This is a genomic window from Conexibacter sp. S30A1, from assembly GCF_023330665.1.
Classification (GTDB): Bacteria; Actinomycetota; Thermoleophilia; order Solirubrobacterales; family Solirubrobacteraceae; genus Palsa-465.
The window spans coordinates 1,917,298-1,936,802 of sequence record NZ_CP097127.1; the positions used below are offsets into that span (position 1 = coordinate 1,917,298).

Sequence of the window (19,505 nt, forward strand, 5' to 3'; positions counted from 1 at the left end):
TTGGCGGGCGCGAGCGGATGGACGACTCCGCCCCTGTGATCGACCTGAACGCCGATGTCGGTGAGCGTCCCGGCGCCGCTGGCGTGGCCGGCGACGAGGCGATCATGGCCGGCGTCTCGAGCGTGAGCGTGGCCTGCGGCTTTCACGCCGGCGACGGTGAGACCATGCGCCGCCTGTGCGAGGCGGCCGTGCGCCTGCGCAAGGCGATCGGGGCGCACGTCTCCTACCTTGACCGCGAGGGGTTCGGGCGCCGCGAGCTGGACGTTTCACCCGATGTCCTTGCCGACCACGTGGCTCAGCAGATCGCGGCGCTCGAGGCGACCGCCGTGCTCGCGGGCGGAAGTGTGCGCTACGTCAAGCCGCACGGGGCGCTGTATAACCGGGCTGCCGTCGATCCGGTCACCGCTCGGGCGCTCGCCCGCGCGGTGGCGGCTGCAGCGCCGGACCTCGCGCTGCTCGCGCCGCCCGGCTCGGAGCTTCTAAAGGCGGCCGCGGAGCACGGGATCGCCGGCTTTGCCGAGGGGTTCGCCGACCGTGCCTACCGCGCCGACGGTTCGCTTGTACCGCGCACGCAGGCGGGAGCGGTGCTGGGCGCGCAGGCGGCGCTCACGCAGGGGCTTGAGCTGGCGCGCGGCGGCCGCTTTCGCTCGCTGTGCCTGCACTCCGACACGCCGGGCGCCGCGGCGCTGGCGGTGTCGCTGCGCGACCGGCTGATCGGCGCGGGCTTTGAGATCCGGCCGTTTGCCTGAGGCGGGCTCGCGCGGCGATACAGGACGCTTTCTTTGAGGCGATGACCGACCACGCCCAGAATCGCACCCGGCCGGTCGGCGACCGCGCGCTGCTGATCGAGCTGGCAGACAACCGCCTGGTTCACGCTGCCGCGGCGCTCGTGAGGGCCCGCTACGGCGAGGCGCTCGCCGAGGTCGTGCCCGGTCATCAGACGCTGCTCGTGGTGGGACGCGATGGGCCTGTGCGAATCGACCTGGATGGGCTCGAGGCTGCCGATGAGATGCCCCACGAGCTGGTCCAAATCGATGTCCGCTACGACGGCGCGGACCTCGAGGCGGTCGCCTCCGCGCTGGGCGTGAGCGTCGAGGCCGTCGTGGCGTTGCACGCCGGCGCGCAGTACACGGTCGCGTTCATGGGCTTCGCGCCCGGGTTTCCGTACCTGATCTGCGAGCCGTCATCGCCGCTGCTTGAGCTGCCGCGCCGCGCCACGCCGCGCACGCGCGTGCCGGCGGGCTCGGTGGCGGTGGCGGCCGGCTACTGCGGCATCTACCCGCAAGCCTCCCCCGGCGGCTGGAACCTGCTCGGTCACACCGAGCTGAGACTCTTTGACCCGCAGCGCGACCCGCCGGCGCTGCTTGAGCCGGGCATGTCCGTGCGCTTCGAGCCGATCTGAGCATGACGCGGGTCGAGGTCATCTCGCCGGGGCCGCTGACGACGCTGCAGGACCTCGGCCGCCCCGGATATGCGCACATCGGCGTGCCCCGGTCAGGCGCGGCCGACCGCCCGGCGCTGGTGCTGGCAAACCGCCTGGTCGGCAACGACGACGGGGCGGTCGCGCTCGAGACGACGCTGGGTGGCCCGTGGCTGCGCTTTGACGGGCCAGCGGTGGTCGCGCTCGCCGGGGCACCGGTCCGTGGGCTGGCGATGAACGAGCCGATCGAGCTCGCGGCCGGCGCGGAGTTGCGGGTCGGCACAGCGAACCGCGGGCTGCGGACCTACATCGCCTTCGCCGGCGGCATCCGCGCGCCGCTGACCCTCGGCAGCGCCGCCACCGACACGCTCACCGGGCTCGGCCCTGAGCCGCTGCGAGCGGGGGAGGTGATCGAACTGGGTCGCGGAGCGTCCCGATCCAAGCCGCCGGCCGTGGTCAACCCGCCCGCTAGGGAACCCGTGCTGCGTGTGCTGCTTGGACCTCGCGCGGACTGGTTCACGGCCCAGGCGCTCGCGTGGCTGACCGGCGAAGAGTTCACCGTGAGCCACCAGGCAAACCGGATCGGTCTGGCGCTCTGCGGGCCGAGACTGGAGCGCGCCCGCGCAGGCGAGCTGCGCTCCGAGGGACTTGTTCCGGGAGCGATCCAGGTGCCGCCGGACGGGCGGCCGATCCTGCTCTTGGCCGATCATCCGACGACCGGCGGCTATCCCGTGATCGCGGTGGTGCACAGCGAGGACATCGCCCTGGCCGCGCAGCTGCGCCCCGGTGCGCGTCTGCGGCTGTGCGCCGCGAGCGTGCGGCCCTGAGCCGGGCCGGGCGCCAGGCCCGGCCGGGGCGCGGTCCAGCGGGACCGGCGCCCCGGGGGCGAGGCTAGGCGAGCGCAGGCTCGAGTTCAGCCTCGAGGCGCTTCTTGGGGTAGGCGCCCACGACGCGCTTGATCTCCTGGCCGTTCTTGAAGACGATCAGCGTCGGGATCGACATCACGTTGTAACGGATCGCGGTCTGCTGGTTCTCGTCGGTGTTCAGCTTCGAGACCTTGAGCTTGCCCTGCTTGTCGGCTGCGATCTCCTCGACAACCGGACTGACCATGCGGCAGGGTCCGCACCACGGCGCCCAGAAGTCCACGAGCACCGGCAGATCGGCTTCGAGCACCTCAGCCTGGAAATTGTTGTCTGTTACCTCTGAAACGTTGCCAGCCATCGCGGCTCCTCTCGGGTTTACCTTGTCGCTTTACAAAATATAGCGCCTGCTTTGCGTGCCTGTCCGCGCCGGGAGAACGCACGCGGACCCAACAAGCGTCATCCTGTCAGGGTGCTCGGCCGTCGCCAAGCCCAAAGCGGCATGATCTCGCTGCCCGCGCGGCCCGTGCGCACCCACGGGCGCCGCTCGCTGTGGCTCGAGCAGGCCCTGGCCGGCGAGGATCCGGGCGCACAGAGCGCGGTGCTCGGCGAGTCACACACGGACGTATGCATCGTCGGTGGCGGCTTCACCGGCATGTGGACGGCGCTTGAGCTGAAGGCGCGCGCGCCTGGCACGGACGTCACGCTGGTCGAGGCCGACATCTGTGGGGCGGGCGCGAGCGGCCGTAACGGCGGCTTCGCGCTGACCTGGTGGGCGCACTTTGAGCACCTGGTCGCGCTGTGCGGCCCGGAGCACGCGCTTTCGCTGGCCGCGCGCGCCGAGCAGGCGGTGCGCAGCATCGGCGAGTTCTGCGAGCAGCGCGGAATCGCCGACGCCTTCAGCCTCGATGGCTGGGTCTGGGCCGCAACCAACCCCGCGCAGGTCGGGTCATGGGAGCAGACCGTGCGCCTGCTTGAGAAGCTGGGCGCCTCACCCTACCGGCCACTGGACCACAACGAGCTGGTGGCGAAGACCGGATCGACCCAGCACCTCGCGGGCCTGTTTGAGCCGGTCTCGGCGAGCGTCCAGCCCGCGAAGCTCGCGCGCGAGCTGGCCCGCGCCGTGCGCGAGGCGGGCGTGCACGTCCACGAACACTCGCAGGTACGGGCGATCGAGCACGGCAGGCGCACCGCCGTGGTGCTCGACGGCGGCTCGATCCAGGCTGAGCAGGTGCTCCTGGCGACCAACGCCTGGGCGGCGGGGATCCCAGAGATCGGCGCCGGCCTGGTGGTGGTCGCAAGCGACGTGATCGCCACCGCGCCGGCACCGGAGCGGCTCACACAGGCTGGTATCACGCCGGGGGTCTGCATCTCAGACGGACGCCGGCTGGTGAACTACTACCACGCCACCGCCGAGGGTCGCATCGTGTTCGGCAAGGGCGGCGGCACGCTCGCCTACGGCAACCGCTTCGGCGCCAGCTTCGATCATCCCGGCCGCCGCGAGGCGCTGATTCGCAGCCAGCTGCTGCGCACCTACCCGACGCTCTGGGACCTGCCGGTACAGGCGTCGTGGAGCGGCCCGATCGACTACTCGCTGAGCGGGCTGCCGTTCTTCGTGCGGCTGCGTGACGCCCCAAGCGTGCTGGCCTGCGCAGGCTTCTCCGGCGACGGCGTCGGCCCGTCGCGGCTCGCCGGCGAGCTGCTCGCGCAGATGCTCGCCGAGGGTGGCGACGCGGGGCTGCCGGCGGCGTTGCGGACGGTGCCACAGCGCTGGCTGCCACCGGAGCCGATCCGCTACCTCGGCGGACGCATCGTCAGAGCGGCGGTGGCGCGCAAGGAGCACAGCGAGGACCTGGGTCAGAGGCCGCGAGTTCTGGACCGCGTGCTGGCGGGGATGGACCCCACCGGCTACGAGTACAAACCCCACGGCCGCAACCTGCCTGCGGCAGGCGGTGCGGCCGCGGACCGAGCGGGCTGACGCCCGGCGCGGTGGGTACACCGACCAACAGCCAGATAGCCGCGGCGCTCGACGAGCTCGGCGACCTCTACGAGCTCGACGGTGCGAGCATCCACCGGATCATCGCCTACCGCAACGGCGCGCGAGCCGTGCGGGAGACCTCCGTGTCGGTCGCTGAGCTGGCGCTCGCGGGACGCGCCACCGAGCTTGCGGGCATCGGCGCGACCCTGCAGGAGAAGATCCTCGCGCTGACCACCGACGGCGCGATCCCCGCGCTCGAGAAGCTGCGGGCACGCTTTCCGCCGGGGCTGGTCGAGCTCACCAAGCTGCCAGGACTCGGGCCCAAGCGGGCCCGGCGGCTCTATGAGGAACTGGGGATCGACTCACTTGATGCGCTGCGCAGCGCCGCCCAGCAGGGCCGGATCAGCGCCCTCAGGGGATTCGGCGAGCGCGCCGAGCAGGCGCTGCTCGAGGCGGCCGAGACCTATGCGCGCACGGGCCCGCCGACGCGCATGCTGCTCAGCCGCGCGCTCGCCGTCGGCGATGAGCTGATCCACGCGATCGGCGCCGTCAAGGGCTGCGGGCAGGCGGTCCTGGCGGGCTCGGCGCGGCGCATGGCAGAGACCGTCAAGGACCTTGACATCGTGGCCACCGCCGATGACCCGGCGGTGCTTGCGGCCGCAGTTGCGGCGCTGCCACAGGTGCAGGATTCATCCACCCCCGGAACCCACGCGGTGCGCATCAGGACCCACAGCGGCGTGAGCGTGGACGTGCGGATCGTCACAGACGACCAGTTCGGGGACGCGCTGCAGCACCTGACCGGCTCCAAGGAGCACAACGTCGCGCTGCGCGAGTACGCCGTGCGCCGCGGGCTGCACATATCCGAATACGGCGTGCTGGAGGACGCAACCGGCCTCACCCACCGCTGCGCCAGCGAGGCGGAGGTGTATGCGCTGCTCAGCATGGACTACATCGAGCCCGAGCTGCGCGAGGGACGCGGTGAGATCGAGGCGGCGCTGGCCGGCACGCTGCCCAGGCTCGTGCGCGCCAGCGACCTGAAGGGGGATCTGCACTGCCACACGGTCGCCTCCGACGGCACCGCGTCGATGCAGGAGATGGCCGCCGCGGCGGCCGCCGCCGGCTACGAGTACCTCGCGATCACCGATCACTCGGCGTCCATGGGGTTCGGCGCCGACGTCTCCGCCGACGAGCTGCGCAGACAGATCGAGCGGGCGCGCGAGCTGGACGGGACGCTCGAGGGCTTTCGCCTGCTGATCGGCTCGGAGGTGAACATCCTGCCCGACGGCAGCCTCGACTACCCCGACGCGCTGCTGGCCGAGCTCGACTGGGTGGTGGCGAGCGTGCACACGTCCTTCCGAATGCCGGCGGCGGCGATGACAGGGCGCATCCTCAGCGCGATCGAGCACCCGTCCGTTGACTGCATCGGCCACCTGAGCGGTCGCAAGCTGCTCGAGCGTGAGCCCTACGAGTTCGATCTCGACGCGGTGCTCGAGGCCGCCGCGCGCACCGGGACGATGCTCGAGATCAACGCAAACCCCGAGCGGCGCGACCTGAACGAGCATCACGCGCAGGCGGCGGCGCAGGCGGGGATCCGGCTGGTGATCAACTGCGACGCCCACCGACCGGGCGGGTTCTCGGGTTTCGCAGTTCATAGGCCGGCGGCTGCCCATGCTTGCTGGACTTGGTTGATTTCCTGGGTTGTGGGGGTTCGGGCCTGTTCGGGTTGAAATTGGGTGGCGATGATCACTCGTCGTAGCTTGGCGAGCATGTCCTGGAATGATGGGGTGGTCTTGGAGAGGTACCAGGGGGCGCGGGCGCGATGCTCTGTGACGATGTCGGGGTGATGTCCGTAGAGCGCGTACCAGATGATCGTGAGGTCCATCGCCAAGAACTGGAATGGGACGGTCCGTTGCACGGCTTTCTCGGTCCGGTTGCGGGCATCACCGACGCCGAACAGTTCTTTGCCGTCCTGGAAGGCGACTTCGATCGGCCAGCGGTCTGCGTAGCGTTCGACGATCTGCGCGGCGGTGGCGTGAAGGTCGGTGGTGATCAGCGCGATCTGGTAGCCGCACGGCTTGGTGTCGTCTTTGACGAGGATCACACGGACCGGGGTTTCGGCGCCGAGCGGCTCCCACAGGCAGTTGATCTCAGCCAGCTCGAGCGTCTCGGTTTTGCTGTAGCGCCTGACGGTCGTCTTTACCCATTCGGTGGCGGGGTCGGCTGCGATCTGTTGAACGCTTTCAAGCTGTTTGCCCCATTTGCGTGGCCGGCCGCGTTTGCCGGTGCGCGGCGGCGCAGGGGCGTAGATCACCGCGTTGCTACGCAGCCTCGATGTGATCGTCACCCGCTTGGGTGCAGCACGCCACGCCTGGCTGATGTAGGCGCTGTCACCGACCACGTTGATCTGGCGATCCGGCAGCCGTTTGGCGAGCAGGCAGACTATCTCCCTGGCCAGCTTGACCTTCCCGGGCCGCTCAGGATCGGGCTTGTGCTGCTTGACGAACTGTTCGCGCCGCGGCTGCCAGAGCCGGAACAGGACCGGCAAACATACGGTGCGCTGCAGGAACGGCAGCTTGACACAGATCCCGGCCACGATCCAGTTGTTCCCCCACGCGACCGAGCCTGAGCGGCTGTTGGCGGTCGCGTCGTGATGCCAGAAGGTGCCGTGGATCCGGCGTCCCCTGCGTTTCAGGAGCGTGTCGTCGACCGCGACCAGCACGCTCGCACCCGGTTCTGTGAAGCGCTCAACGATCAGGCAGGCGAGCCGTAACCCGAGCTCGTCCACGGACCAGCGGGCATTGGCGAAGAACCGGTGGCAACGCGCGTGATGCCACACCCCCGACAGCCTTGAGCCTGTCAGCATCCCGGTCACGCACCGCAGAGAGGTCTGCGAGACCTGACCGACCAACACCCCCCGGAACGTCTCAAACGTGGGACGGGTGAAACACGACTCAAACAGGACAAGCAGCTCGTTCAGCGAAGATGGGACGCAGAGCATCGGCGGCAGCCTCCAAGAGAAGCCGCGCAGCGTGCCTCCCCTTGGCCGCGACGGACGGGTTATGTTGACAGCAACCGCTTTCGCGCAAGCCGCCGATGCTCCTTCCCCGACACCGCGCCAACAGGCCACACCAGCCCGCCACGGCCCCGCCCACCACCACCACCTGCTACGCCGCTATGCCGCTACAGGCCCAAAAGTGCGAAACCCGAGCGGGTTTGCGGTCGCCCGCTACGGCATCGCCACCGCCCGCCGCGCCTGGCTCACGCCTGCGCAGATTGCGAATACGCTCTCGTGGGGTGATCTGGCGGCTCTGCGGGGCCGCCGGGGCGGCGTCTGAACTGGATCAGGGCAAACCAGACGAGCCCGGCGATGGTGCCGATGATCGCCACCCAGAAGTTCAGGCGCATGCCGAGGATGTACTGCGAGTAGTCGATGCGGATCGTCTCCTCGAAGATCCGGTAGCCGGAGTAGCCGGCCACGTAGAGCGGAAAGATCGCGGGCGGCCGCACCTTCCTGTGGTTGTCAAGCCAGATCAGCACGCCGGCCCAGAAGAGGTCAAACAGCATCTCGTAGAGGAACGAAGGCTGGAAGGTCGCGTAATGCGCGTAGCCGGGCACACGGTGCGCCGGCGAGATCTCAAGCGCCCATGGCAGCTTTGACGGCTTGCCGTAGAGCTCCTGGTTGAAGTAGTTGCCGATCCGGCCGATCGCCTGGCCGATCAGCAACGTGGGCGTGACCACGTTGACGAAGCGGTCGGCCTGCAGGTGGCCGACGTGCTTGCGCAGGTACCAGTAGCCAACCGCGGCACCGAGCGCGACGCCGCCCCAGATGCCCATGCCGCCGTCCCAGATCGCGAACGGCCCCCACCAGTGGTGGGGCATCTGACTCGGGGTTGTGATGTCGAAGTAGATGCGGCCGCCGACCAGTCCGGCGGGGAACCCCCACCAGGCGACGCCGTAGACCAGGTCCGGGTCGCCGCCCCGCTTGGACCAGCGCTTGCGGGTGATCAGGATCGCCTGTGCCGCCGCCAGCACATAGCAGATCCCGTAGATGTGGAAGAAGAACGGCCCGACCGAAAAGCCGTTGAACGGCGGACTGGGGATGTAGGCCAAAAGCGGGATGTGCAGGGTGTTCGGCATGTACTGAAGCGTTTGCTAGGCGCGCCTGCCGGCGAACGGACGCGTTTGACGCCCCTGCGCGAGCTCGGTCAGATTGGAGCGAAAGCCCGGCGTACGGATCAGCCTGATCGGCCGCAGCGGCGAGTTGTGTTCGACGTAGAAGCGCGCCCCGTCGCGCTCCTCGATCGCTGTGACAGCGGCTCCCTGCCGACGCAGGACAAGCGCACCGCCGAGCGCAAAGCCGGCCGCGATCCCGGGAACCTGCGGCTCCGCGAAGGCCACCGCGCCGGCCGCAAGCGTGCCCACCAGGATCGGCCAGAGGCGGTTGAGCACGACGCGCCCCGGGTTGATCTCGGGCAGGCTCATCTGCGTGCGTGCGCTTGAGAGCAACACGCTGATCTGATGCGAGGTGCTGCTGCGGCGGCCGAGCATGGCGCCAAAGACAGCGGCGGCGAGCCACCACAAAGCACAGAGCGGCACCAGCAGCGAGTCGCCGGCGCCGGCGGCGCCCGCGACCGTCACCACAGCCAGCAGCGTCGCAGCCGCGCCGCAGAGGATCACGGTGGTGCGCAGAAGCTCGGGAAAGCGCATCCGGGCCGAAACCGTCGCCTAACTCGCGGCCAGCTTCGCCAGAAGCTCGCGCACACCGTCGGTTCCTGCGACCATCAGGTCGGCCTCGGCGGCGACGCCCACCGGCGCATCATCGGAGCGAACGCCCACACATATCGCCTGGCCGACCGTACCCTCCTGCACCAGCGCACGCACGGCACGGAAGGCGTCCAGGTCGGTCGTGTCGTCGCCCACGTACAGCACGGCCGCGTAGCGTCGGTCCCCAAGCACCTGGCGGACAGCCAGGCCCTTGTCGATCCTCACGGGCGGCCTGACCTCCATGACCTTGCGGCCCCAGTGGACCTCGAGCCCCGCCTGTTTGGCCTGAGCCGCAATCGCGTCCACCGCCGCTTGCGCATCGGCTTCGTCGGATGCCCCGCGCCAGTGGTAGCCGATGATCGTGCCCTTGTCCTCGATCCGCACACGCCGGCGCCTGAGCTCGCCGGTATCGGACTCCAGGCGAAAGGCCTCGACGCGGGGAGCCCAGCGCAGCAGTTCCGGATCCACCAGGGCCTCTGTCCAACCGGGGCGCAGCAGTTCGCCACCGTGGGCACCGACGTAGGCGATGGTGCCAACCGAGACCATCGCCCGCGCCTCTGAAGCGCGGCGCCCACTGATGCACGCGAGCTGCCCGTAGCGCCGGGACATGGCGATGATCAGCTGCCGCGTGCTCTCAGGCACGGTCGCATCCCCCGCGTTGTCGACGATCGGCGCCAACGTCCCGTCGATGTCCAGCAAAATCGCCGACTCAGTCGGGTTTGAGCGCAGTGGCGCGAGCGTCTCGTGAAGCACCGCGGAGGTCACAGCCACTCAGTATGGCGACTGAGATTGAGGACTGGCTAAGGCAACCCTCGGGCCTGTGCCCACCGAGCGCCCGCTGGGTCAGGCGGCGTCGGCGTCGCGCGGACGCGCCTGCGCGTAGCGCGGCAGCCCGTCCTCGGGGATCGGCTCCCAGCTGGCCGCATAGGCCACGTACTGGCGGTAGCTCGGCCGGATGCCCGGGTCGCTGTCAAAGGCGGCCATCCGGATAGCCATGCGCGAGCCGTCGGGAGAGCGTGAAAGGAGGTGCGCTCCACACTCGCCGCAGAAGCACTTGTGCATGCCGTCGGGCGGCGCCCAGCAGCGCACCAGGTCCTCGCCTGACAGCCACCTGAGCGCCGCCGGTTCGACGAACACCGACACCGCCGAGGCGGTCCCGGTGCGGCGCTGACAGCGGGTGCAGTGGCAGTAACCGGCAAGCGTCGGGGGCGCGGCCAGCTCGAAGCGCACAGCACCACAGAGACAACCACCCTGCACCGCGTAGCCGGCGGCCTGATCCATGCGCTCGATGCTACGCCAGACGGCGAGCGGCTCGCAGGCAGCTCGCTCCCACGAAGGACGGGTTCACGCCGGCGCCCCGCCCAGCGCCTGACCAACCTCACGCAGGCGGCACGTGTCGACGTCGTAGACGAACCCGCGCACGGCGTCACGATGCGGGATGAACGGCGAGCGGCGCACCCGCTCGATCGACTGGAGCACGTCTGCATCGAGGTCGGTGAAGGACTCGATCGCAAACGCTGGAGCCATGCCGGTGTCGGCCTGCAGCTCGGCGCGAAAGCTGTCGTCGCTGACCAGCTGCATGCCGCAGTCGGTGTGGTGGATCAGCATGATCTCGCGCGTACCGAGCCGGCGCTGCGAGATCGCCAGCGAGCGGATGACGTCGTCGGTCACCACCCCGCCGGCGTTGCGGATGATGTGCGCCTCGCCGCCGATCAGCCCGAGCGCGCTGAACACGTCCAGGCGCGAGTCCATGCAGGTCACGATCGCGATTCGCAGCGCCGGCATCACGTCGAGGTGGCGCGGCTGCAGCTGCGCGGCGCTCGCGTGGTTGTGACCCAGCAGCCGGTCGATCGCGGTCATGGGACCGAAGGGTGTCAGACGGTGGCGGTATCCACCAGCCGTTCGAGTGCGACCGGCACCCGGTGCAGCACGAGCCGGCTGCGAACCTCGCGCACCCCGTGCTCGCGCTTGAGCCTGTCCACCACCTGCTCGAACTCCTCAGGGTCCGCGCAGGCCACCTGCAGCAGATAGTCGTAATCGCCGGTCAGGCGCGCCGCCGCGATCACCTGCTCGACCGCCGCCAGGCCGCGCTCGAATTCCCCGCGGTCGATCCCCTCGCGCAGTCGCACGTCGCTCATCAGCTCGAGCCCACGCCCCAGCGCCGACAGGTTGAGCTGCGCGTGGTAGCCGCTGATGACTCCCGAGCCGCGCAGGCGCCGAACCCGGTCGGCCACAGTGTTCGGGGAAAGGCGCGCCGCCCGCCCGAGCTCCTGATAGGTCACGCGCGCGTCGCGCAGCAGCTCCTTCACCAGGATCCGGTCAATCGCATCCACAAATCTATTATCGCAGAATTCGCTCACTTACACGTGATATGCCGAGGATTCCTCGGCCTACCGCCTGACTTTGCCATCAGCTTCGCAGGAAAATCGGCCGCCTATCGACGATCATTAACGGCATGACCATCCTGCTGCGCATCGGGCTCACGCCGATCGCCTTCGCGCTGGTCACATGGGCGCAGGCGAGCTTCGGCGACCGGATCGGCGGGCGTCTGATCGGGCTGCCGGTCACGACCGGGCCGTTCCTATTGGCGGTCTGCCTCACCGCGAGCCGCCTGACGGCGGCGCACGCGGCGATCGGCGTGACCACCGGCCAGATGTCGGTGATCGTGTTCTGCGTCGCCTACGCCTGGCTGGCACGCGGCATGGCGCCCGTGCCGACGGCGCTCACTTCGCTGGCCCTCGCGCTCGCCTCGGTGCTGGCACTGAGCTGGTTGCACGGACCCTGGCCGGCGGCGGCAGCCGTCTGGACGGTGATCGGGGTGAGCCTCCTGCTCTGGCCGTGGCCGGCACGCCGCCCACCGGTTCAGGCGCCGCCCGCAGCGGATGCGCGTGGCCCCGAACGGCCGCCCTCCGCGCAAACGCAAGCGGACATGCCACACCCACGCCTGGCTGGCTCATCCAAGCGCAGCCCCGCGCTCACGCGCGCGCTCATCTCAACCTGCGTGGTCGCGACGATGGCAACACTCGTCCCCGTACTCGGCGCCAGGCCCGCGGGCGTCATCACCTCCGCCCCGGTGCTGCTCTCGATCATCCTGCCCAGCACCCACCGCCTCAGCGGCGCCGCCGGCGCCGCTGAGCTCGCGCGCGGCACGATCGTCTCGATGGCGGCCACCATCTCCTTCTCGGCCGTGCTCGCCAGCTGCCTGCCGCACATGGCGGTGGCCTCGGCGCTGCTGGTGGCGGCCGGGGCGCTCGTCACACTGATCGTGGTGACACCGCTGATCGAGCGCGCACTGCTTCAGGCCGGCTCAGCCCTCAGCCGGCCCGAGCCCGTGTTCTAAGACGCCCTTGACGCCGGCGTCAAGGGCGTTGAGGCGGTAGAGGGCAAGCGCCTCGGGCGAGCCGAAGCGGCCACCCGGAAGGCCCGCCGCGCCGTGGTGGGCCATCACGCAGTGCAGCAGCGCCAGCCGCCGCGAGTCATCGAGCGCTTCGCCGAGCGTGGTGAAGCGCTCGATCAGCAGTTGCTGGCCGAGCGCCAGATGCCCGAGCAGCCGGCCCTCGTCGGTCAGACCGATCTCGGCTGTGTAGGTGAACTCGCGGGTGCGACCGATGTCGTGCACGATCGCCGCCGTCAGCAGCAGGTCGCTGTTGAGCCGGCGGTGCAGCTCGCAGAGCTCTCGGGCCAGGGTCGCGACCGCGACCGTGTGCTCGAGCAGGCCGCCGAGGTAGGCGTGATGGCCGGCGCGACTGCAGGGGGTGCGCCGCAGGTCGGCGCGCAGCTGCGCGTCAGCCATGAGCGTGTCAAGCAGCGCCCTGTAGCCGGGGTCATAGACCTCTGAGGCCAGGTGCTCGAGGAAGCCGTCGAGCTCCTCGAAATCTCGGTAGGTGACGGGCAGGAATGCCTGGGTGATCGCCTCCGTCGGAGCCCCGCCATCTGGTTCCTGGCGACGGATGTCTGCGACCTCCACGACCAGCTCGTCGCGGAAGCGTTCAACCCGGCCGATCACCCTGACGATGTCGCCGCGCTCGAAGAGGCCCGCGAGCTGATCGGCGTCGCGGAAGGCCCGGGCCTGGACGCTGCCGCTGCGGTCACGCAGCTCGAGCGCCAGATATGGGCTGCCGGTGCGCGTCTTGCGCCGATCCTTGCGCACGCAGGCGTAGACGCCACGGACCTCGTCCCCGGCACGCAACGAGCTGATCGTGCGCTCTTCGCTCACAACGCCATGATGTACGGTGAGTCGGATGCAGCCCCTGAGATGGAACTACCGGCCCGACCACCTGCGCGCACCGGCGCTCGTCTGCGGCTTCCAGGGCTGGAACGACGCCGGTGACGCCGCCTCCTCGGCGGTCAGCTTCGTCGCCGAGGCGTTGGCTGCCCGTGAGTTCGCGACGATCGACCCCGAGGAGTTCTACGACTTCCAGGCCACACGGCCGCGGATCAAGCTGGGCGACGAGCAGGGGCGGGGCGGACAGGCGCGGATGATCGAGTGGCCCGAGGTTCACCTCTACGAAGCCCGCGTCCCACGCGCCCCACGCGATTTGGTCCTGCTGACCGGCCACGAGCCCTCGTTTCGCTGGCGCACGTTCACCGGCCTGATCGTTGAGCTGGCGGAGGCGATCGGCGTGCAGCTGGTGGTCACGCTCGGCGCGCTCTTGGCCGACGTGCCGCACACGCGCCCGGTCTCGGTGACCGGCTTTGCCACCGACCCCGCACTGGTCGCGCGGCTCGGCCTCACGGAGTCCTCCTACGAGGGCCCAACCGGGATCCTCGGCGTTTTGCACGACGCCTGCCGGACCGCGGGCCTGCCATCGGCGAGCCTCTGGGCCGCGGTGCCGCACTACATCGCCGCCTCGCCCAACCCCAAGGCATCGCTGGCCCTGATCCGCAAACTCGAGGGCCTCGTCGGCGTCGTGATCGACGCGCGCGAGCTGGAGTCAGCCGCCGCCGAGTACGAGCGCCAGGTCAATCTGGCGGTGGCACACGATCCTGACGTGCAGGCGTTTGTCGAGCGGCTCGAGCAAGCCGCAGGCGACGAGCCGCCCGAGCGCTTCGAGCTGCCCTCAGGCGAGACGATCGAGCGCGAGCTGCAGCGCTTCCTGCGTCAGCGCGGCGGCGAGCAGCCGAGCTGACGCAGACCGAGCGAGCACCCGCCGCAGCTTCGCTCAGTGCTCCGCCGCCGGGCACAGCAAGCGGTAATCGCAGATGCGACAGACGCGCGGCGAGGGCGTCGGCTCGAACTCCTGCGCACGGATGCCCTCGGCCACGTCGGTCGCAACGCCGGCGATCCACTGCACCCGCTGCGCGTCGGCGGCGACCGCGAGCTTCTCGTCGTCCAGCAGGTAGTGGTAGGCGCCGCGGGTCGCCTCGAGGCCCCACGCCTCACGCGCGGCGAGCGCATATAGCGACAGCTGCACGTCGGCCGCCAGCGCCGCAGCCGACTTCGGGCGGCCGGTCTTGTAATCGATCAGCTCGTGCTCGCCCGATGGCAGCCGGTCGACCCTGTCAACCCGGCCTCGCACCAGGTGTCGGCCCAGCCTGAAGCTGAACGGGCGCTCGAACCAGACCGGGGTGGCCTGCTCGCGCAGGTAGCGCTCGTGGTAGCGCCTCAGCGCCCCGATCGCTTTGCGGTACAGCTGGCGCTCCTCGTCGGAGTCGCCGAGCCCCGCGCGACGCCAGCTGCCGTCAAGCAGAAAGAGGAGCCCGGCCAGCGGGCCGGGCTCCCCGTCGGTCTCGGCGTGATAGCGCTCAAGCACCTGGTGCATGACGATCCCGAAACGCTGGTGCAGCGTCGGCTCGCGGGGAATGCGGAAGACGCGCGCGAACTTGTAGCGCAGCGGGCAGGCACGATAGGTCTCGATGTCGGTCGCCGAGAGGATCACACCGCCGTCGCGGATCGGCAGGAAGCGCTCCAGCGAGGGTTCCTCGCGGGCGCTGGCCGCAGGTGAGACGCGGCGCGCCCCCACCCGCATGTCGAGCAGCCGGTCGTCGAGCGGCGAGCTCGAGAGGATCTCGCGCTGTTCAGCGGTGACAGCCTGGCCGATACGCGCGTTGATGTCTGGCAGCGCGTCAGCGACGCCGTGACCAGGATCGCTCTCGTTGCGTGCGATCAGCGCCGCCACCTTGAGCAGCTCCAGGTAGCGCACCACGGCGTGCGAGATGTCAAGGTCGGTGTCCAACCGCAGCTCCGCCAGGCGGCCCGCCGTGCGGCTGGTGCCGTCGAGCAGCTCATCGCGCAGCTTGCGATAGGTCGCCTGCAGAGTCTCGCGCGGTGCGAGCTGGTCCTCTGAGCGCTCCTGCCAGCTTGCCCCCAGGTGCTCGCGCGCGCGCTCGATCTCGCCAAGCGGGCGCGCGCCGCCGTCCGCCGCATAGCAGAGCACAAGCCGCTCGCGAGTACGCGTGACCGCGACATACAGGCGTTGACGCAGGCGCGCGCGGCGTGTGTCCGGGCCGTCGGCCGGCAACCGCTCGCTGAGCAGCTCGTCAGGCACCGGCTCGCTGTCAAGCGACGGCGCCGCGATCAGCGCGTCGCTGCACCCGAGCACGAACACGTGGCTTGCCTCCAAGCCACCTGCCTGCTCGATCGCCAGCACCTGCACGCCGCCGCCACCGTTGCCCGTGGGCTCCTCCTGCTCGCTGGCGCCAAGCCGGGCGAGTGCGCACACGGAGACAGCGAACTCCCGGGCCGTGGACTGCGGCAGGCGCAGCGTCTGCGAGGCCGCGAGCTGCTCGAAGCGCGTCAGCGCCCGCATCCGCGCCACCACGTCGGCGCTGGCCGCAAACAGGTGTTGGTTGCGCAGCCCGAGCCGCTCAATCAGCTGGTGTACGTAGAGGTCCGGCCGCATCGTGTCCAGGCCGACGACGCCCGCCTGCTGCAGTCTCAGGAACAGGCCGATGCGCTCGCGGGCCTCCGGTGGCACCTGCGGCGACTGCGTCGCGGCGGCCAGCGCCGAGACCATGTCGAGCTTGCGGCGCCTTGCAATCTGCGTGCAGCGGGCGATGTCGAGTGAGTGCAGGTCGATCGGCGGGCGCGCCAGCGCCCGGACCACCGCCAGCGCATCTCCGGGGTCGGTCAGTAGCCGCAGCCAGGCGAGCAGATCGCGAATCTCGGCCCGCTGGTAGAACGAGCGGTCGCCGATCAGCCGGTGTGTGACGGCCCGCTCGCTCAGCGCGGCCGCGACCGCCTGGCCCTCGCGCACCACGTCGGGAACGAGCACGAGGATCTCGTCAGGCGCGATCCGCTCATCGTTCAGCAGCCGCTGCACCTCGGTCGCGACCGTGCGCGCCTGAGCGCGTTCGCCATCACAGCGCCAGAAGCGCACGTTGTCGGAGTCGGTGGACTCAACGACGGCCGTGTCCGCGCCGCCACCCCCCAAAGCGCCGTCAGCAAGGCTGACGGTAGCCTCACTGACGGCGCTCGCAACCTCCCAGACCGCCGGGGGGCAGCGCCAGGTGCCGGGCAGTGACACCACCCGCGTGTCCGGGTCCCTGAACCACTCAAGCCGAGCCGCCCCGGCACCGCGGAAGCGCCGCGCGGCAGCGTGCGGGTCACCGGCCACGGTCAGCGCCCCCGGAGCGAGCGTCCGCGCGAGCGCGGCCTCGGCCAGGCAGAGCTCCTGGGCGTCGTCGACCAGCACCTGCCCAAAGCACGGCAGGGCCGGCGCGGCCGGCGGGGGTGTTGCCAGTAGCGCAGTCGCAGCCCGCACGGCGTCGTTCTCGTCGCGCGCCCCGAGCTCACGGAGCATGCGTTCGTGCGCACCGAAGAGCGCGGCAAACTCACGCTCGCGTGGGTCAGGCTGGTTCTGGGCCCAGGCAGCGAAGCTCTCAGCATCGATCAGCTCGGATTTCAGGCGGTCGATCCGGCGGACAAGTGCCTCCAGCAGCGCCGTGCGGTTGCCGGCGAAGTCGTGCTGCTCGAGTTCGAGCTCGTCGCCGCGCTCGACGAGCATCGCCAGCCGCTCGCTGCGGTCGAGCGTCGGCACTGCAAGCTGCTGCCAGACACCCACGCGGCGGCGCAACACCTCCACCGCGAGATCAGCCGCGGTCCCCACCACCAACTCGGGCCGCAGACCGTCGAGCTCGCGCTCAAGGGCCGTCTGCGCCGCCTCCACACGAGCACGGGAGGGCACAAGCAGCGCGATCTCGTGGATCCCCACACCGTGCTTGAGCAGCCAGAGAAAGCGGTCCCGCAGCAGCCGCGTCTTGCCGCTGCCGGCACCACCGAGCACAAGCAGCGAGCCACCTCTGTAGCTGACGATCTCTGCCGCCTGCGCGGCGCTGGTGACTGGCTCACTCACCCGGTCTGACAGCATAGGCTGACGATGAGCGAGCCCGCGGGCATATCTCCAGCCGATTGGCTCGCACTCTGCCGCGCAGCCACAACGCGGATCGCCGCCATGCTGGCCGCAAAGACGAGCACCACCGAACGGGCGCTTGAGACGGGCACGACCGGCGGTGGCGGCGACCGCACGTTGGTCATCGACGCGGGCGCAGAGGCGATCGTGTTCGACGAGCTCGAGCGCCTGAGCGCACGCGGCGTGCGCTTTCGCACGGTCTCGGAGGAGCGCGGCGAAGCGAGTTTCGGAGCCCGCGAGCCGGTGGTCGTGATCGACCCGATCGACGGCTCGCTGAACGCCAAGCGCGGGCTTTCACCATATGCGCTGTCGCTGGCGGTCGCGACCGGTGAGACGATGGCGGACGTCAGCTTCGGCTACGTCTACGACTTCGGCAACGGCGAGGAGTGGTGGGCAGCGCGCGGCCAGGGGGCCTACCTCAACGACATGCGCCTTGACCCCGGACTGCAGGAGCGCCGGACGACAGACGGCCGCATCGAGCTGCTCGGCATAGAGTCCGCCGACCCCCGCTGGCTCATCGACGCACTCGCTGGACTGGTCTCATGCGCGCACCGGCTACGGGCGCTGGGGGCGATCGCCCCGGCGCTCTGCCAGGTCGCCGCCGCGCGCCTGGACGCCCTGGTGTCGCTGCGCGCCTGCCGCTCGGTCGACGCGGCCGCCGCCCAGCTGATCGTGCGTGAGGCGGGTGGGCTGATCAGCTTTCCCGCCTGTGCAGCACCGCTCGCCGCGCCGCTTGACCTGGTCGCGCACTCGCCCGTGGTCGCCGCGCGCAACGCTAAGACGCTGGCCGAGCTGGAGCTGCTATGTCTACACCGGTGATCGATTGGATCCTCGCCGAATGGATCGCCGGCCGCCTTGCGGGCGAAGGCGACGCGCGCCTGCCCGTACTCGACCTTGAGCCGATCGTGGCCGACGCCGGCGCGCGCGTGAGCGACTACACAGGGCTTTTTCCATCCGCTCCGCTGCCCGCGCCCGAGGCGATCAGCCGCCGTGAATGGGTTAGCGCGAACCTCGCCTCCACCCAGGCGCTGCTCGAGCCGACGCTCGAGCGTGCCGCTGACCGGCTCGGCCGCGTCAAGCCGTCGGCTCAGCTGTGGCTCGAAGCTGCCGGCTCTGGCGAAGTGGGGCTGCTCGTGGGCTATCTCGGCAAGCGGGTCCTGGGCCAGTACGAGCTCGTGCTGCTGCCCGAGCGCGCCGCCGGCCACGAGCCGCGCCTGCTGTTCGTCATGCCAAACCTCGCCGAGTCGATACAGCGCCTGGGCGCCGACGAACGCGAGTTCGTCACCTGGGTGGCGCTGCACGAGGTGACCCACGCGGTGCAGTTCGGCGGCGTGCCGTGGCTTCAGGACCATCTCGCCGGTCTGGTCCGCGAGCTGTTGGCCGGCGCCGAGGAGCGCATGGTCCGCAAACGCGAGCTGCGCCTGCCGAGCGCGGCGACCGTGCGCCGCGTCGGTCGTGCCGCCCTGCGTGTGGATCTGATCGGCATGGTCGCCTCTGACTCTGAGCGCGCGGTGATGAATCAGGCCCAGGCGGTGATGGCCGTGATCGAGGGCCACGCCGAGCACGTCATGGACGCGGTCGCCCCGGACCTGCTGCCGTCGCTACCACGGCTACGGCAGGGCCTCGACGAGCGCCGGCAGGTGCAGGGGCCGCTCAGCCGCCTGCTGAGCCGTCTGCTTGGGCTCGAGCTGAAGCTCGAGCAGTACCGCCGCGGCAAGATCTTCTGCGATGAGATCGTCCGCCAGGCCGGGCCGGAGGCGATGAGCAAGCTCTTCTCCTCAGCGCAGATGCTGCCGTCGCTCGCTGAGGTGGACGCCCCGTCGAGCTGGCTACAGCGCTGCATGTGAGCGGCCATGTGTGCATGCAGAGCCTGCTAGGCTTTTGACAGATTTAGTCGCTAGCCACCAGTCAATCGCTCGGACGCAAACGTAAGTGGCCACGCTACACTACGAGTCACAACAGTTTCCCCCGCACTGCATGTCAGGAGAGTGCACGGGCGGGAAGGATTCGCCGGCCTCATATCCTCGCCGGCGAATGCAGTACCCTCTCCTCCCTCAACCGCCGGGGTGCCCTTAGGGGCACCCCGTCGGTCTTTCTGCGGCGGACCTGGCGCGGACACCCGAAGCCGGGTC

Annotated in this window: 19 protein-coding genes; 9 read left to right on the plus strand and 10 right to left on the minus strand. The window is 70.1% G+C overall.

The features are described from left to right. Nucleotides 1-17 precede the first annotated feature (17 nt). From pxpA to M3M54_RS09470, 3 genes are read left to right on the plus strand one after another with little or no spacing between them, the layout of a single operon-like run. Nucleotides 18-749, plus strand: a complete 732-nt coding sequence (pxpA, locus tag M3M54_RS09460) for a 5-oxoprolinase subunit PxpA (RefSeq protein ID WP_249018794.1) — start codon at nt 18-20, stop codon at nt 747-749. Nucleotides 750-790: 41 nt separating this feature from the next. Further along, the gene (locus tag M3M54_RS09465; RefSeq protein WP_249018795.1) at nt 791-1,402 is read left to right on the plus strand and encodes an allophanate hydrolase subunit 1; all 612 of its coding nucleotides are present in this window, start codon (nt 791-793) and stop codon (nt 1,400-1,402) included. 2 nt (nt 1,403-1,404) lie between these two features. Continuing rightward, entirely contained in the window at nt 1,405-2,247 is an 843-nt protein-coding gene (locus M3M54_RS09470; RefSeq protein ID WP_249018796.1) for a biotin-dependent carboxyltransferase family protein, read from the plus strand. 64 nt (nt 2,248-2,311) lie between these two features. Here M3M54_RS09470 and trxA read toward each other — a convergent pair whose 3' ends face one another. Then, nucleotides 2,312-2,641: a thioredoxin gene (gene trxA, locus M3M54_RS09475; protein ID WP_249018797.1), complete on the minus strand. Its 330-nt coding sequence runs from the start codon at nt 2,639-2,641 to the stop codon at nt 2,312-2,314. Nucleotides 2,642-2,752: 111 nt separating this feature from the next. Between trxA and M3M54_RS09480 the strand changes: the two genes are divergently transcribed. Beyond that, nucleotides 2,753-4,258 (plus strand): FAD-dependent oxidoreductase, encoded by a 1,506-nt coding sequence (locus M3M54_RS09480; RefSeq protein WP_249018798.1) that lies wholly within the window; start codon nt 2,753-2,755, stop codon nt 4,256-4,258. Nucleotides 4,259-4,269: 11 nt separating this feature from the next. Continuing rightward, nucleotides 4,270-5,985 (plus strand): DNA polymerase/3'-5' exonuclease PolX, encoded by a 1,716-nt coding sequence (gene polX, locus M3M54_RS09485; RefSeq protein WP_249018799.1) that lies wholly within the window; start codon nt 4,270-4,272, stop codon nt 5,983-5,985. Here polX and M3M54_RS09490 read toward each other — a convergent pair. From M3M54_RS09490 to M3M54_RS09520, 7 genes are all read right to left on the minus strand, one after another. Beyond that, a complete protein-coding gene (locus tag M3M54_RS09490; RefSeq protein WP_249018800.1) occupies nt 5,907-7,256 on the minus strand; it encodes a transposase in 1,350 nt (449 codons plus the stop codon). The two genes, polX and M3M54_RS09490, sit on opposite strands and share 79 nt — an antisense overlap. Before the next feature lie 260 nt (nt 7,257-7,516). Continuing rightward, a complete protein-coding gene (gene lgt / locus M3M54_RS09495) occupies nt 7,517-8,395 on the minus strand; it encodes a prolipoprotein diacylglyceryl transferase (RefSeq protein WP_249018801.1) in 879 nt (292 codons plus the stop codon). Nucleotides 8,396-8,410: 15 nt separating this feature from the next. Next, on the minus strand, nt 8,411-8,965 hold the full coding sequence (locus tag M3M54_RS09500; protein WP_249018802.1) for a hypothetical protein: 555 nt from the start codon (nt 8,963-8,965) through the stop codon (nt 8,411-8,413). Nucleotides 8,966-8,983: 18 nt separating this feature from the next. Further along, nucleotides 8,984-9,787 (minus strand): trehalose-phosphatase, encoded by an 804-nt coding sequence (otsB, locus tag M3M54_RS09505; RefSeq protein ID WP_249018803.1) that lies wholly within the window; start codon nt 9,785-9,787, stop codon nt 8,984-8,986. A gap of 78 nt (nt 9,788-9,865) precedes the next feature. Continuing rightward, complete coding sequence (locus M3M54_RS09510) at nt 9,866-10,303, minus strand: GFA family protein (RefSeq protein ID WP_249018804.1); 438 nt, start codon at nt 10,301-10,303, stop codon at nt 9,866-9,868. A gap of 63 nt (nt 10,304-10,366) precedes the next feature. Further along, the gene (locus M3M54_RS09515) at nt 10,367-10,882 is read right to left on the minus strand and encodes a carbonic anhydrase (protein ID WP_249018805.1); all 516 of its coding nucleotides are present in this window, start codon (nt 10,880-10,882) and stop codon (nt 10,367-10,369) included. Nucleotides 10,883-10,896: 14 nt separating this feature from the next. Then, complete coding sequence (locus M3M54_RS09520) at nt 10,897-11,355, minus strand: Lrp/AsnC family transcriptional regulator (protein WP_249018806.1); 459 nt, start codon at nt 11,353-11,355, stop codon at nt 10,897-10,899. A 122-nt stretch (nt 11,356-11,477) separates the two neighbouring features. Here M3M54_RS09520 and M3M54_RS09525 point away from each other — a divergent pair, with 122 nt between their 5' ends. After that, nucleotides 11,478-12,362 carry a hypothetical protein gene (locus M3M54_RS09525; RefSeq protein WP_249018807.1) on the plus strand — a complete coding sequence of 295 codons (885 nt, stop codon included), beginning with the start codon at nt 11,478-11,480 and terminating at the stop codon, nt 12,360-12,362. On the opposite strand, the gene M3M54_RS09530 is transcribed toward M3M54_RS09525, so the two are convergent. Then, nucleotides 12,330-13,238, minus strand: a complete 909-nt coding sequence (locus M3M54_RS09530; protein WP_249018808.1) for an OB-fold nucleic acid binding domain-containing protein — start codon at nt 13,236-13,238, stop codon at nt 12,330-12,332. The two genes, M3M54_RS09525 and M3M54_RS09530, sit on opposite strands and share 33 nt — an antisense overlap. A 25-nt stretch (nt 13,239-13,263) precedes the next feature. Here M3M54_RS09530 and M3M54_RS09535 point away from each other — a divergent pair, with 25 nt between their 5' ends. Continuing rightward, nucleotides 13,264-14,151, plus strand: a complete 888-nt coding sequence (locus M3M54_RS09535) for a PAC2 family protein (protein ID WP_249018809.1) — start codon at nt 13,264-13,266, stop codon at nt 14,149-14,151. 33 nt (nt 14,152-14,184) lie between these two features. Here the strand turns inward: M3M54_RS09535 and M3M54_RS09540 are convergent, their stop codons facing one another. Further along, a complete protein-coding gene (locus M3M54_RS09540) occupies nt 14,185-17,316 on the minus strand; it encodes an ATP-dependent DNA helicase (RefSeq protein WP_249018810.1) in 3,132 nt (1,043 codons plus the stop codon). Between the two features lie 24 nt (nt 17,317-17,340). Between M3M54_RS09540 and M3M54_RS09545 the strand changes: the two genes are divergently transcribed. Together M3M54_RS09545 and M3M54_RS09550 are read left to right on the plus strand one after the other, a co-directional pair. Then, nucleotides 17,341-18,192, plus strand: a complete 852-nt coding sequence (locus tag M3M54_RS09545; protein WP_249018811.1) for an inositol monophosphatase family protein — start codon at nt 17,341-17,343, stop codon at nt 18,190-18,192. Beyond that, nucleotides 18,177-19,220, plus strand: a complete 1,044-nt coding sequence (locus M3M54_RS09550; protein ID WP_249018812.1) for a zinc-dependent metalloprotease — start codon at nt 18,177-18,179, stop codon at nt 19,218-19,220. The genes M3M54_RS09545 and M3M54_RS09550 overlap by 16 nt, the downstream gene beginning before the upstream one ends. The last annotated feature ends 285 nt before the right edge of the window (nt 19,221-19,505 follow it).